Annotated in this window: 17 protein-coding genes; 7 read left to right on the plus strand and 10 right to left on the minus strand. The window is 60.2% G+C overall.

The genetic code is table 11. The annotated features are described in order from the left end of the window. Nucleotides 1–9: 9 nt before the first annotated feature. Nucleotides 10–453, minus strand: a complete 444-nt coding sequence (locus V5N13_RS03015; protein WP_336359563.1) for an ester cyclase — start codon at nucleotides 451–453, stop codon at nucleotides 10–12. A gap of 138 nt (nucleotides 454–591) precedes the next feature. Between V5N13_RS03015 and V5N13_RS03020 the strand changes: the two genes are divergently transcribed. Further along, a complete protein-coding gene (locus V5N13_RS03020; RefSeq protein WP_336359564.1) occupies nucleotides 592–1,398 on the plus strand; it encodes an aminoglycoside N(3)-acetyltransferase in 807 nt (268 codons plus the stop codon). 23 nt (nucleotides 1,399–1,421) lie between these two features. On the opposite strand, the gene V5N13_RS03025 is transcribed toward V5N13_RS03020, so the two are convergent. The 3 genes from V5N13_RS03025 to V5N13_RS03035 all read right to left on the minus strand — a co-directional run bounded on the left by V5N13_RS03025 (nucleotide 1,422) and on the right by V5N13_RS03035 (nucleotide 4,267). Beyond that, nucleotides 1,422–1,847: a DUF5367 family protein gene (locus V5N13_RS03025; protein WP_336359565.1), complete on the minus strand. Its 426-nt coding sequence runs from the start codon at nucleotides 1,845–1,847 to the stop codon at nucleotides 1,422–1,424. A 78-nt stretch (nucleotides 1,848–1,925) separates the two neighbouring features. After that, entirely contained in the window at nucleotides 1,926–3,416 is a 1,491-nt protein-coding gene (locus V5N13_RS03030) for a fluoroquinolone export ABC transporter permease subunit (protein WP_336359566.1), read from the minus strand. Further along, a complete protein-coding gene (locus tag V5N13_RS03035) occupies nucleotides 3,413–4,267 on the minus strand; it encodes an ABC transporter ATP-binding protein (RefSeq protein WP_336359567.1) in 855 nt (284 codons plus the stop codon). Before V5N13_RS03035 ends, V5N13_RS03030 begins: the two co-directional genes overlap by 4 nt. Before the next feature lie 199 nt (nucleotides 4,268–4,466). Between V5N13_RS03035 and V5N13_RS03040 the strand changes: the two genes are divergently transcribed. Together V5N13_RS03040 and V5N13_RS03045 are read left to right on the plus strand one after the other, a co-directional pair. Beyond that, nucleotides 4,467–4,733 carry a hypothetical protein gene (locus tag V5N13_RS03040; RefSeq protein WP_336359568.1) on the plus strand — a complete coding sequence of 89 codons (267 nt, stop codon included), beginning with the start codon at nucleotides 4,467–4,469 and terminating at the stop codon, nucleotides 4,731–4,733. A gap of 72 nt (nucleotides 4,734–4,805) precedes the next feature. Beyond that, the gene (locus V5N13_RS03045) at nucleotides 4,806–5,486 is read left to right on the plus strand and encodes a carbonic anhydrase (RefSeq protein WP_336359569.1); all 681 of its coding nucleotides are present in this window, start codon (nucleotides 4,806–4,808) and stop codon (nucleotides 5,484–5,486) included. 31 nt (nucleotides 5,487–5,517) lie between these two features. On the opposite strand, the gene V5N13_RS03050 is transcribed toward V5N13_RS03045, so the two are convergent. Beyond that, complete coding sequence (locus V5N13_RS03050) at nucleotides 5,518–6,306, minus strand: 2-oxo acid dehydrogenase subunit E2 (RefSeq protein WP_336359570.1); 789 nt, start codon at nucleotides 6,304–6,306, stop codon at nucleotides 5,518–5,520. A 266-nt stretch (nucleotides 6,307–6,572) separates the two neighbouring features. On the opposite strand from V5N13_RS03050, the gene V5N13_RS03055 reads away from it, so the two are divergent. Next, nucleotides 6,573–6,704 carry a hypothetical protein gene (locus V5N13_RS03055; protein WP_336359571.1) on the plus strand — a complete coding sequence of 44 codons (132 nt, stop codon included), beginning with the start codon at nucleotides 6,573–6,575 and terminating at the stop codon, nucleotides 6,702–6,704. A 76-nt stretch (nucleotides 6,705–6,780) separates the two neighbouring features. Here the strand turns inward: V5N13_RS03055 and V5N13_RS03060 are convergent, their stop codons facing one another. Then, nucleotides 6,781–8,589, minus strand: a complete 1,809-nt coding sequence (locus V5N13_RS03060) for an SLC13 family permease (protein WP_336361410.1) — start codon at nucleotides 8,587–8,589, stop codon at nucleotides 6,781–6,783. Nucleotides 8,590–8,794: 205 nt separating this feature from the next. Continuing rightward, nucleotides 8,795–9,262, minus strand: coding sequence for a GNAT family N-acetyltransferase (locus V5N13_RS03065; RefSeq protein WP_336359572.1), 468 nt, complete (start codon nucleotides 9,260–9,262; stop codon nucleotides 8,795–8,797). Between the two features lie 117 nt (nucleotides 9,263–9,379). Here V5N13_RS03065 and hisH point away from each other — a divergent pair, with 117 nt between their 5' ends. Continuing rightward, entirely contained in the window at nucleotides 9,380–10,024 is a 645-nt protein-coding gene (gene hisH, locus V5N13_RS03070; RefSeq protein WP_336359573.1) for an imidazole glycerol phosphate synthase subunit HisH, read from the plus strand. A 185-nt stretch (nucleotides 10,025–10,209) separates the two neighbouring features. Continuing rightward, nucleotides 10,210–10,392: a hypothetical protein gene (locus V5N13_RS03075; RefSeq protein ID WP_336359574.1), complete on the plus strand. Its 183-nt coding sequence runs from the start codon at nucleotides 10,210–10,212 to the stop codon at nucleotides 10,390–10,392. Between the two features lie 30 nt (nucleotides 10,393–10,422). Here V5N13_RS03075 and V5N13_RS03080 read toward each other — a convergent pair whose 3' ends face one another. After that, nucleotides 10,423–10,728 (minus strand): chorismate mutase, encoded by a 306-nt coding sequence (locus tag V5N13_RS03080; protein ID WP_336359575.1) that lies wholly within the window; start codon nucleotides 10,726–10,728, stop codon nucleotides 10,423–10,425. Next, the gene (locus V5N13_RS03085) at nucleotides 10,686–11,531 is read right to left on the minus strand and encodes a shikimate kinase (protein ID WP_336359576.1); all 846 of its coding nucleotides are present in this window, start codon (nucleotides 11,529–11,531) and stop codon (nucleotides 10,686–10,688) included. Before V5N13_RS03085 ends, V5N13_RS03080 begins: the two co-directional genes overlap by 43 nt. 105 nt (nucleotides 11,532–11,636) lie before the next feature. Between V5N13_RS03085 and V5N13_RS03090 the strand changes: the two genes are divergently transcribed. Next, nucleotides 11,637–12,077: a DUF5796 family protein gene (locus tag V5N13_RS03090; protein ID WP_332899368.1), complete on the plus strand. Its 441-nt coding sequence runs from the start codon at nucleotides 11,637–11,639 to the stop codon at nucleotides 12,075–12,077. Here the strand turns inward: V5N13_RS03090 and V5N13_RS03095 are convergent, their stop codons facing one another. Continuing rightward, nucleotides 12,078–12,212 carry a DUF7128 family protein gene (locus V5N13_RS03095; RefSeq protein ID WP_336359577.1) on the minus strand — a complete coding sequence of 45 codons (135 nt, stop codon included), beginning with the start codon at nucleotides 12,210–12,212 and terminating at the stop codon, nucleotides 12,078–12,080. Between the last annotated feature and the right edge of the window lie 75 nt (nucleotides 12,213–12,287).

Here is a 12,287-nt window from a genome sequence, read left to right on the forward strand (position 1 = left end):
GAGACGGTGTTAGCTCGTCGGAATCTGCACACCAATCTGGCCGAGAAGGGTCGTCATACTCGCGCCGTCTGTCATTTCAACAACCCGCCCGTCTTTGATTTTCCAGAAGCTGAATCCATCGACGGCAATCTCATTGCCGGTTGGCTTGTAGCCGCGAAACTGTCCGGTGTGCGTGCCGGTTATCGTCCACCACGCGAACACCACGTCACCCTCTGCGGCCAGTTCGTTTACCGTGACGGTTGCGTCCGGGAACCCCTCGTCCCACTCACGGTGAATCGCTTTGATGTCATCAAGTGTGACGAGTGGCGTCGAATCGCCCATCCGCCGAGTTCCGATTTTCACGTCGGGGGCGTACAATTCATCGAGTACGTCGAGTTTGTCTTCGTTCCATACCTCGGTCATCTCGCGTTGAACCAGCGCTTTGTTCGCGCTGAGAACGTCTGTCGTTGCCATGAGTCACCTCTTTCAGCTCACACGAGCAGAAGAGTGTATTGGTGGGAAACGGAGAAGACTGTTGAGCAACCGTCCGAGAATTGTGAATTTTCGGACGCAGAAACAAACACTGAAGGCACGCCTTGGTGACGAGTTCGTATGTCCGAATATGACGCCATCGAGATGGTCGAGTCACCCGCGACCGTCTCGTCGCTTGCTGCGGATTTTCGCGCCCTTGGTATCGAGGCTGGTGACACGCTCATCGTCCATTCGTCGCTGAGTTCACTCGGATGGGTCGTTGGCGGGCCAACCGCCGTCATCGACGCGCTCCAGGAAGTGCTCACAGAACGTGGCACGCTCGTCATGCCGTCGTTCACCTCACAGTACTCGAATCCAGAAAACTGGGAAGCACCGCCGGTTCCAGACCACTGGGTCAAAATCATCAACGACGAAATGCCGCCGTTCCGGCCGGAAAGCACCCCAACGCGCGGCATGGGGGCGATTGGCGAGTGTTTCCGGAACTACGCGGGCGTCGAGCGAAGCGCCCACCCAATCAACTCCTTTGCGGCGTGGGGTGCGGGGGCGTCCACGATAATTTCCGACCACGAGTTCGACTACGGCCTCGGCGAAGGGTCGCCGCTCGCGCGCATCTACGACCGCGGCGGGAAAATCCTCCTCCTCGGCGTCGGCCACGCGAACAACACGTCGCTCCATCTCGGGGAATACCCCGCGAGCTTCGAGAAAGAAATCATCACTGAGCGCGCGCCCGTCGAGCGGGACGGCGAACGCGTCGTCGTCGAATACGAAGACATCGAAACGAACACGGACGATTTCGAGGAACTCGGAGCCGATTTCGAGGCGGAAGTCGGCGTCACCGAAGGCACGGTCGCCGCCGCGGACGTGAAACTCATCGACCAACAAGCGATTGTCGACTATGCGGTCGAGTGGTTCGAAGCCCACCGATAACGCGACAGTGTTTCAAAACGAGGCTACGCTCGCCTGACGAATGCACTCAGGAGCACGGAGGCATACGCCAACAGCAACATGCCACCGAAATAGGGCGCGGACGCAGACACCATGTTCGGGATCACGGCCTCAAACTGGGCCATGACCACGGTGTCGAGGACCATCCCGGGTAACACGAGGGCAATCGCCGCCGGCAACCGTGCCGCTCCCGACACGCGCCGCCAACGATAGAACACGAGCGCGAGGCCAATCATTGCCGGGACGGTTACGACGTACAACGCGCCGATGACGAGCGGCGCGTTTGGATTCAAGAGAAATTGCCCGGCGACTCTGAACGCGAGGGTGGCGACGAGCCAGACGACGAATCCGAGCAGGAAAAAGGCCTGCATCGTCGGTGTCGTGAGCGACGGCGTGCGTTCGACACCGTCTGCTGCGGTTCCAGTTGCCATAGCAAACCTACCCTGGCTTGGTCTATCAAGTGGCTGGTGAGGGCTGCAGGTTTGTGGCGGCTTACCTCTGCCACCCCACTACTCGGTTCGGTTCTGAAACAGTCGGGCGAACACGAGCAAGAAAAGCAGGTGAACGACTATCCCGACGAGCACGTATCCGACCCAGAGCGGGTCGTCCGAGACGCCCGCGACGTAGGCTTTGACCGGCCAGTAGGTGGGGGACACACCGGCGAGCAACTGGAGTGGCTCCGGGACAAGGGCGATAATGAGTGCGGGGCCGAGGAGAACTGGGTTCAACAATTTGCTGATGGCGATGCCTTCGATTGTGTTAGACGCGAGGCTGCCGAAGGTGAACGCGAGCACTGGCCCGCCGAGGGCAGCGACTGCGGCAACCCCGAGAACGACGAGCGGTGGTGCGGGAACCAGCCCGACGACGACGAGCGCGGGCAGTGTCGCTCCGAGGCTCAGCGCGTATGCCGTCCCGGCACGATACAGGAGGTAGCCGCGAGCCGAAAGGGGGCTAGTGCGGTAGGCTGCGAGCACGCCCTGCTCGCGGTCTTCGAGGACGAACATCCCCGCGACGAAACCGTAGATCGCGGGGCCGAACACCGCCATCGTGCCCGCAATCACCGGGTAGTACGGCTCCAGTGCGACTGCGGGGGCGGCCATTTGCGTTACTGTTGGCATACCAACTCTGATAATGCTGGAAAGGAGGAGTGGGGCAACCGCGACGAACGCGAGCATCGGGTCTCGAAGCCAGTTTCTCACGTCGGTTCGAATCAGCGCAACCACGGGTAAACGAGCCGCGGACACTGCTCCACGCGGCTGGTTCGTCTGCCTGTGGTGACCGAGTTGTGCGCCCGGGTCTCCCCCGCTGACGATGTGACGGCGAAAGGCGCGACTCGCCCACACATATGCGACGACATTGCCAAGGAGGAGATAGCCGAGTGCGTAAGCAAGTTCCCACGCAGCAATCGGGCTGAATCCCGCGTGGACGAGCACGATGGCCGGCTTTGCAGGCAGCAGATAGAACAGGGGTGTCTCGACGAATCCCACGTACTCGAACAACGGGAGAAACAGTACGGTCCCCCAGCCAGCGGCGCTGATGAAGTAGGCGTTGATGGAATCGAACCGGGCGACGGCGACGAATCCGATGAGCACGAACAGCGCGGCAGAAAGCAAGATGCCGACGACCAACACCGGGAGATTCGAGACCGCGCCGTGGCCGAGGACAGCGGCGAGGGTTCCACTGGTCGTCGCCAGCAGTGCCAGCGAGAGCACCTTCGAGGCGAGATAGCCGCGGACGCCAAGCGGCGAGACGACGAGCGCATCGAGGACGCCTTCACCCTTCTCGAACAGGACGAGCGAGGCGATGAAATAGAAGCCAAGAACGGTTGGGTCGGTCACGATGAGGAGCACCGCAGCGTCGGTGCGTAACCCAGGCCCGAGCACCCGAAGTCCGAGGATGAATCCCACGGTCAATATCGCGTACACCGCATAGAAGCCGTAGCGAATCTGCAGGCGAACGTCCCAGCCAAGCATCGCCCGAAACGAGTTCACGAAGCTCACCGCAGCACCTTGCCCGTGACGGCGATGAACACGTCTTCTAAGGTTGCTTCGTCGGTGTGAATCGTCTCCACCTGCCCGCGAGAGAGGAGGGTCGTGAACGCCTCATCCGTGCCGAGCGTCGATAGCGGGAAGGTTCGGCTCTGGAGCGCGCTGTCAGTCCGAAACTCGACGCGGACGGTGGCTTCGCCGTGGGCCAACTTGAGCGCTCGCGGCGTATCCACCACCGGGAGTTCGCCATCGACGATGAAGCCAACGCGGTCACACAACTCGTCTGCAACCGTCATGTCGTGGGTGGTGAGAAACACCGTCGTCCCGCCGTCTCTGAGGTCTGCGATGAGCTGTTTGACCGAGCGGGCGGTGCCGGGGTCGATGCCGGTTGTTGGCTCGTCTAAGAACACCAACTCAGGGTCGTGGAGCAACGCCCGCACGAGGTTCAGACGCATCTGCATTCCCTTCGAGTAGGTTCCGACGCGGCGGTCTACGGCATCTGCGAGCCCAACGCGTTCGAGGAGTGGCTCTGGGTCGCGGACGGCACCGCCGTGCAGCGAGGCGAACAGCGTGAGATTTTCTCTCCCGGTCAGTTTGCGGTAGTGGTTCGGCGTCTCCGCTGAAACACCGATGCGTCGGTAGAGGTCGCGCCCCCAGTCGGAAACCTCGCGGTCGAAGAGTTTGACCTCGCCTCCATAGTCGTCGAGCAGCCCGACTAACACCTTTTGTGTCGTGCTTTTCCCGGCTCCACTTGGCCCGAGAAAACCGAACACTTCGCCCGAGTCGGCCGCAAAATCGATGCCTCGAAGTGCCTGCTGGTCTGCCCCGGCGTACGTGTATTCGAGGTTGCGGACGCGTATCAATACGAAATATCACACGAGAACAATAGAAAAAGGTGCTGTCGAGAGGGGGACACCACGGCCACACACGAACCCGAAGACAGTCCGTGACCAGCGCGTCCACGTCGGCGAGAAGGATCATATAGCTTCCTCGCCAATAGAAAGGGAAGTTCATGGGGAGGGGACCAAACGAGGGTGAGCGAAGACCACACAACGACGCACCGTGCGCCAGTGGGTGTTTCTGTACGGGAATCGACGATGGATTGCACTGTTTCTCTCCGCGCTGATTTTCTGCTTCCTTCTTGGAGTTGGGGCGATTTGGGAGTTCGAGATGGAGCGGCTAGTGGTCGAAACCCGAGCCGTCCAGACGCTGTTCAATACGCTGCTCGGTGGTGTGATTCTGTTTCTCGAAACACTCGCTCGAATCGACCGGCTTTACGCTCAACGACGAGGAACTTCGACTCCGCCCATAACGATGCTAGACGGCTGAATCCGTCGCGTGTCCGTTGTACAGTTGAAAATCACCAAGAGTTATTTTTACCGTGACGAACTGGTATAGCCAATGCATTCGGCGTTCATCGAACTACTACAAAACAATTTGGAGCACGCAACCGAGTTCCAGAACCGGTTCGACCACGTCCAAGACGCCCAACACCCGGCCGTCGTCACGGTGTGTTGTTCTGATTCGCGCGTCCTCCAAGACCACATCTGGGGCAACGACGAACCTGGCCAGATCTTCACCTGCGGGAACATTGGCAACCGCGTCGTTCAACAGACAGACGCCGGTGAAGTCGTCTCCGGCGACGTGCTCTATCCGGTCGAACACACTGGGACAGACATCATCGTCGTCGTCGGCCACACCGGGTGTGGTGCCGTGACGGCGACCTACGACGCACTCACTGGCGAAATCTCTGAACCGGCAGGCATCGAACACTGTTTGTCGCTGTTAAAGCCACACCTCGAATCCGGCGTGGACGCCCTGCCAGACGACGTGAGTCGAACCGAGGCTGTCAACCGGCTGGTCGAATACAACGTCGACCGGCAAATCGCGTTCCTCGACGCGAACGAGACGATTCCCGACGACGTGGATATCGTCGGCGTCGTCTACGACTTCCAAGACGTGTACTCAGACCGTCGTGGGGAAGTCCACGTCATCAACGTAAACGGCGAGATGAACGTCGAAACCCTGCGCGAGGCCCACCCGGCCATCGACGCGCGGATTCGTCGGCTCTGGGAGTACTGAGCCGCCTGTCTACGGAGTCGACGGGGAACGGTTATTCGGCTATCGTGTCGAGTCCGTGGGCCGATTCGACCAATTCCTTTAGCTGGGTGAGAAAGCGCGCTGCTGGCGCGCCATCAACGACATCGTGGTCGAACGTTGCGGTGACCGAGAGATAGTCTCGAATCTCGATATCGCCGTCTTTGACGCCGGGTTTTGTCGAAATTCCCCCAAGCGTTAGCTGGAGTGGGTAGTTCGTCGGCGTGATTCCCCACCCACCGCCAGCACCGAACATCCCCACAGCCGAGACGCCGACCGTTCCGGCGAGTTGCTTCCATCGACGGGGAGCGAGTCGAGGAAGCCGGTAAATCTGCCGTCTGAGCACGCCGGGTAATCGGAAAAAGAGCGGCGCGAACCGGGAAAATTGTGGCACGTCAGAAGTCGTCTGTGCGCGTCGAATCTCTCGATGAATGGAGTGAAGCGATCGACGATTCGCCGCCCGGATGACGTGGGGCACACCGATTCGTTCGCCGGATACGGTCGTCTCAACGATGACCATCACGTCAACGTCGTCGAACCGCACGACACGACCCAACGCGTCCCGATACGCCTGAACGTGTGGCTGAGCGTCGATTGCTTGTGCCAGACAGAACACGATGAAGGCAGTGAAAGAAAGCCGCTCTCCAGTTGCGTGCTCCAACTCGTCAATGCGGGTTCTCGCGTCGGTCACGTCGAATTCGACGAGGCCGTGAATATCGCTGCGTCGTCCGGCCATCCGCATGGAGTCCACCGTCGCCCGGCGTCGCAGAGAGAACGGTTCGACTCTCTCACCCCTCGTATCCATATCTAGAAGAGGATTGCAAACGCGATAGCGTTTCGTTACCACCGTCGGCGCGTTCCGTCTTCGACTTGCAAGCGGGGCGCGAAAGTGCGTTGTTGCCCAAACGCGAGAGCGTTCAGCGACAGTCAGGAAAACGGTCTGGTCACAAAATCTCTAAGAATTTTTATTCTCTCCCCAGTCGTCTAGTATGTCGCCCTCTCAGTGAGAGGGCGGGAACAACGATGACGCTAGAAGTTGCGTGTGACACAGCCGTCAATGGCTGTTTATTCATGATGCGAACGGAAGATTCCGATAAAGACCGCCTCTTGAAAGTCACCCAAGAGCACGTCAAAGAACAGCATGGAAAGGAGTTCTCGCTCGAAGAAATCGAGAGCAGGTACGTAAAGATCGTTTCAGTCTGAGACCTGCGACGAGATTTTTTGTTTGATTCGTGACCCGACAAGCGTACCCACAAGGCCCGACGCCAGCCACCTGTTCTTAGACGCGGACGCCCCAGAAAAAGGCGATGCCGAGCACCGTGACAATCGAGAGGAGCAACTGGAGGGGCGCGCCGACACGGATGAAGTCGGAGAACGTGTAGCCACCTGGCCCGTAGACGAACAGGTTGGTCTGGTAGCCAACGGGCGTCATGAACGCCGTCGAGGCGGCGAACGTCACCGCAAGCACGAACGCGAAGGCATTTGCGCCAATCGACTGGGCGGCGCTCGCCGCGACAGGAATCATGAGCACCACACTCGCGTTATTGCTGATGACGCTCGTCAACAGCCCGGTTGCTAGATACAGTACCCAGAGTACGCCAATGGCGGGCAGGAACGTCGCAGTAGAGGCGACGGCGTTGCCGAGAAGCGCGGCCGCGCCGGTCTGCTGGAGGGCGATGCCGAGTGGAATCACGCCCGCGAGCAGGAAGATGACGTTCCACTCGACGGATTTGTAGAGTTCGTTCGGTTTGAGGACGCCGCTCAAAATCATCGCCACCACACCGCCGAGTGCGGAGACGACGATGGGAAGGATGTTGAGTGCGGGGAGCGCCACGACGCCGGCGACGATGGCGACGGCGAACGGGATTTTCTCGCTGCGATAGGTCACGTTCTCGAACTCGTGGGCAACGATGAAATCCTCGTTTTCGACGAGGCGGGTGAGGCTGTCGGGTGGCGCTTGCACGAGGAGCGTGTCACCCACGCGAATACGAATCTCCTCGAATCGGTCTCGGACGACTTTCCCCCGGCTTCTGAAAGCGAGGACGTTCGCGTCGTAGCGCTGGCGAAACGTCGAGCTGGCGAGGTTTTCGCCGACGAGGAACGACCCCGATGGGATGACGACTTCGACGAGCACCGGCTCTTCCTCGCCGGGATGCAGGTCGTCTTCGGTTCGCGGCCCACCAGCGAACTGGACGCCCTCTGCGTCCATGAGCTGTTCGAGCGTCTCGCGGTTCGTCCTGACGCGGAGCGTGTCGTTTTCGTGAATCTCCTTGCGGGCGAGGGGCTCTGAGAACTGCTCGCCGTAGCGAATCAACTGGAGCACGTCGATGTCGAGTTCGTCGCCACCGAGCGCTTCTTCTACGGTCTTGCCGATCAGCGAGGAATTGGCTGGGACGACGACGTCTGCGAGGTACTCTTGGAGGGCGTATTCTTCGACCAAGTCCTCCTCTGCAGGCACGCGTTTTGGAATCAGCCAGACGCCCACCGTCATGAGATAGAGCGTCCCGACCGCGAATACGACGATACCGAGTTTGGTGAACTCGAACATCCCGAAAGCGTGCAACCCGCTTTCGGGGGCTTCTGCGCCAAGTCGCGCCACGATGTCACTCGCCAGAATGTTCGTAGACGTGCCGATGAGGGTCAACGTCCCGCCGAACATCGACGCGAACGAAAGCGGCATGAGCAGTTTTGAGGGCGAGGTTTTCCCCTTGTGGGCGAGGTCAGCGATGACGGGAACCAAGATTGCGACGACGGGCGTGTTGTTCACGAACCCAGAAATCGGTCCAGTGACGCCGATGGTGGCGGCGAGTTGTTTTCGTTGGTCGGTGCCAGCAAACGAGGCCATCTTCCGGCCGAGGAGTTGGACGATACCGGTACGGTTGATGCCTGTGCTCAAGATGAGCATGGCGAGGACGGTGATGGTGGCCGGACTCGAAAACCCCGAAATACCTTCCTGTGCAGAGACCTGCGTCCACGGTTCAAGCACCATCAACAGCACCATAACGATGATGGCGGTGACGTCGATGGGGAACCACTCGGTTGCAAACAAAAAGAGAGCGAGCGCAATGAGAGCGAAGACGACGAGCATTTCACCCGTCACTGGCGTCGAGGCAACCGCGGCCACGGCCAGCGCGGGCGCTAAGAGAGACATACCTAACCGAAGGGATAACGAGGGAAAAACGCTGGTATCCGCGCCGGCCCCAGACCAGTCTGGTCGTACGCACAGAGGGTTCTTGGCCCCTCCCGGGCGGTGACGTGTGGCGGGTGGCCGAGCGAAAAGGGGCAGTGCGCGGCTACTCGATGGATTGGACGAACGTCACCTGCTTTTCTTCGAAGCCCGTGTTCGTGTAAAACCGTCGCGCATCAACGTTGTGCCACTCACAGGAGACCTTGAGGTGGTCGCAGTCGGCCGCACGCGCCAGTTCTTTCACCTTCTCTACGACGCGCGTGCCATGACCACGATTTTGGAAGGCGTCTTTGATGTAGAGGTTCACAATCATGAGATAGCGCGAGTACTGGCGCGAGGAGTGTTCGCCGTCGCGGAGGGTGACGAAGCCGATGGTTTCCCCCTGTACCTCGACGAGGTAGTTGGTGATGCCGTCACGTTCTAACTGGTTTCTGAACCCGTCTGCTGGAACCTCGGCTTGGCTGTCGTAGACCAGTTCGTTGAACCGAGAATACGGCTCGTTGTCGGTAGCGAGTGCGTACCAGTACTCGATGAGTGTGGGAATATCGGCTTCGGTGGCTTCGCGTAACTCCATCTGTCGTGTGCTCGCAGTGTCAGCGCAGCTATCTATCTTTTTCCCTGACGGCGTTTCACAGCCGAGAAATTCACCCGGAGGTCAACAGATAAACCTCACCATCTCAAATCCTCGCGTGTGAACGTCACCATTATCGACTACGGCGTCGGTAACCTCCGCAGTCTCAGGCGCGGCCTCGAACGGGCCGACGCGACCGTGACCGTCTCCGACGACCCCGACGCAATCGCCGCGGCGGACGCGCTCGTCCTCCCCGGCGTCGGGGCGTTTGGCGAGTGCGTTCGGAACTCGAAGCCGTTCCACGACGTGCTCATAGACGCTGCAGAAGACACGCCGATACTCGGCATCTGCGTCGGACTCCAACTCATGTTCACCGAGAGTACCGAGGGCGCACCAGACGGCGAAACCATCGACGGCCTCGATCTGATTCCCGGCCGCGTCGAACGCCTGCCGAGCGACGAAGTGAAAGTGCCACACATGGGCTGGAACGAACTCACCGTCGAACGTGACCATCCGCTTGTTTCTGGGATTGAGAACGGTGATTACGCCTACTTCGTCCATTCCTACTGCTCTGCCGTCGCAGCCCACACCGTCGCCTCCTGTGACTACGGCTTCGACTTCGCCGCCATCGCCGCAAACGAGGCAGGAAACGTCATGGGAACCCAATTCCACCCCGAAAAAAGCGGCGAGACGGGACTCACCGTGCTCAAAAACTTCGTGGACTATGCAGCGCAGTATCGAGAAGAATCGCTCGCCGCGGAGTGACCAAGTGCTCGATTTTTCAGAGAGTCCCTAGCCACTCAAAGGCTGTCAGTGGACGAGTCAGTACCCCGCTCTAACTGCTCGGAGAGATAGTACGAATACCCCACCGTATCTGCGCTCGTCACCAGCGCGGGCACGAGCATGAAGTAGATGGCGTCCTCGCCTTCGAGCGACTCGACCTCGATCTCGTGGCGATTCCCGTCGAAGACGGAAACGAAAACTCACGACGAGCGGTCGAGAAGTACGTCGACGCACACGGCGGCCAGTACGACGGCATCATCCGCAATTCGACGGTTCGGCCGAGCGGCGACATCATCGACCACCATCTCTATTCGATTACGGCCGAGCAGTATCGGGAAACAGTTCAGTAGAACACAGACAGGTCTCGGACTGTCCCCTTGTTATCGCTTTTCGCGCTGTTCGACCTTGTTCAACTCGATGAGCAACCGGAAAATCGCTTTCACGAGGTTCGCGTCTACCTCGAAGCGCTCTGCGTTCTTCCCGGCGCGCTCCATCACTTTGTCCTCTTGGGCCTCGTCGGTGGTCGGTAGGTCGAGTTCGGCTTTGACCTGTGCAATCGTGTCTGCGACGTAGGTGCGCCGGGCGATGAGTTCGACCAACTCGCGGTCGATGTCTTCGATTTCCTGGCGGTGTTCGTCGAGCGTCACTTCTGTGTCGCGCCGTGATTCTGTGTTGTCGTTAGCCATGTGTGTCCAGCTCGGTTGCTCCAGCGGTCTTCGAGTTGTTCCAGTGTCTTTCGGTCGCCAATCGCCGTAAAGCTCGGCCCAGTCCCCGACAATGAGACGCCCCGCGAGAGGGGCATCGCTTCGACCAGCGGGTCGGTCGGGAAGTCGAGGGCGGCGCAGAAGGCGAGGCCGTTTACCGTCATCGCGCGTTCGTAGTCGCCTGCGAGGGCGAGGTCGGCCACCAGTTCAGCCATCGGGGCGATTTGCTTGCATCGGGCCACGTTTGCGTCCGCGCTGAAGGATTGTTCGTCGGGCGTCCAGACGAGCACGTCCCACTCGACTTCTTCGCGGTGGAGGAGTTCGTCGCGGGTGTTGTCGGTGACGGTGACGCCGCCGAGCATGCTCGCGCTCGCGTCGTCGAACGCGCCGGTGACAGTGACGCCCACGTCGCGGGCGGCGGTGACGCCGATGCGCGCGGCGTCTGCTCTGTCTATGTCGGTGTCGAGGGCGGCGAGTGTGGCGAGCACCGTCGCGTTCGCAGCGGCGCTCGAACTCTTCAGTCCAGAGGCCATCGGCACGTCGCTCTCGGTGCGAACGTGGCCACCTTCGCCGTTTCCGTACTCGGCGGTGACGAGTTCGACACATCTCTCGATGAGTCGCGTGTCCGCGTCCGGTGCGCCGTCTACCTCGCCGGTCACGCCCGCCCCGTCGTCGAGGGTGACGTGTGCGGTGGTGTAGCGGTCGATGGCGAACGCCGCGCCCGTCCCCGTTGCGAGTGCGTTGAGGATAGTTCCGGCGGCGGGTGCTTTTGCCGTGCCCTCCATGATACAGGTTCTCCTCCCCTACCCGCCTACTTACGCGTGGCGGTTGACGCGGATTTAGCCGCCTGACAACGCCGGGTTTTTGGCGCGTAGGGCAGTACGGATTGTATGAGCCTTCGCAACGACATCTCGCCCGAAACGCTCGGTATCGAACTCACCGAGGGGGGCATCGTCGTCCACTACACCGACGGCAGAGAGGTGTTCTACAACGGGATTCCAGCGAAAGTCGAGGGGACGGTCAAAACCGCACCGGCCAAAGACGTTCACATCCTCGTCACCGACCCGACGGAGACCGAAGGTGTCGTCGTCTACGTGAACGACCGAAACACGGCAGACGAGATCCTCGAATCGACGGGCGTCGGGCGCGTCCTTCTGGCGGAGGGCGAAGAGACCACTATCTTCCCCGGCGTGACCATCCGCGACGCTGGTGGCTTTCGCGTCGAAGTCGACGCAGACCCAGAGACGGTTCGCGGTCGCGTATTCGTCTTTGAAGAGGACGACATGGGCGAACGCTCGTTCGAAATCGTGGCCCCACCCACGGACGACTGATTACTGGATATAGTCGGCTTCGTCACCCTCGCAGTTTTCCTCGTGTTGGCGCGCGTCTTCTTCGACATCGAACATGAGACCGCAGTGGTCACACTCGTACCAGGTCATGTTGTCGCGCTCGGTCGTAGAGACCATAGGTATGAACTGTCGTGTGTCGATAAATTCGTTTCTCCGAGCGAACGGTAAAGAGCGCGGGGGAGAAAGAGGGTA

It is taken from the genome of Haladaptatus sp. ZSTT2 (genome assembly GCF_037081775.1).
Taxonomy (GTDB): domain Archaea; phylum Halobacteriota; class Halobacteria; order Halobacteriales; family Halococcaceae; genus QDMS2.

What these genes read in the sequence shown, in the direction of transcription:
- V5N13_RS03015 (WP_336359563.1), bottom strand. Translation starts at nt 453, where the DNA reads ATGGCAACGACAGACGTTCTCAGCGCGAACAAAGCGCTGGTTCAACGC.
- V5N13_RS03020 (WP_336359564.1), top strand. Translation starts at nt 592, where the DNA reads ATGTCCGAATATGACGCCATCGAGATGGTCGAGTCACCCGCGACCGTC.
- V5N13_RS03025 (WP_336359565.1), bottom strand. Translation starts at nt 1,847, where the DNA reads ATGGCAACTGGAACCGCAGCAGACGGTGTCGAACGCACGCCGTCGCTC.
- V5N13_RS03045 (WP_336359569.1), top strand. Translation starts at nt 4,806, where the DNA reads ATGCATTCGGCGTTCATCGAACTACTACAAAACAATTTGGAGCACGCA.
- V5N13_RS03050 (WP_336359570.1), bottom strand. Translation starts at nt 6,306, where the DNA reads ATGGATACGAGGGGTGAGAGAGTCGAACCGTTCTCTCTGCGACGCCGG.
- V5N13_RS03055 (WP_336359571.1), top strand. Translation starts at nt 6,573, where the DNA reads ATGATGCGAACGGAAGATTCCGATAAAGACCGCCTCTTGAAAGTCACC.
- V5N13_RS03060 (WP_336361410.1), bottom strand. Translation starts at nt 8,589, where the DNA reads ATGCTCGTCGTCTTCGCTCTCATTGCGCTCGCTCTCTTTTTGTTTGCA.
- V5N13_RS03065 (WP_336359572.1), bottom strand. Translation starts at nt 9,262, where the DNA reads ATGGAGTTACGCGAAGCCACCGAAGCCGATATTCCCACACTCATCGAG.
- V5N13_RS03080 (WP_336359575.1), bottom strand. Translation starts at nt 10,728, where the DNA reads ATGGCTAACGACAACACAGAATCACGGCGCGACACAGAAGTGACGCTC.
- V5N13_RS03085 (WP_336359576.1), bottom strand. Translation starts at nt 11,531, where the DNA reads ATGGAGGGCACGGCAAAAGCACCCGCCGCCGGAACTATCCTCAACGCA.
- V5N13_RS03090 (WP_332899368.1), top strand. Translation starts at nt 11,637, where the DNA reads ATGAGCCTTCGCAACGACATCTCGCCCGAAACGCTCGGTATCGAACTC.
- V5N13_RS03095 (WP_336359577.1), bottom strand. Translation starts at nt 12,212, where the DNA reads ATGGTCTCTACGACCGAGCGCGACAACATGACCTGGTACGAGTGTGAC.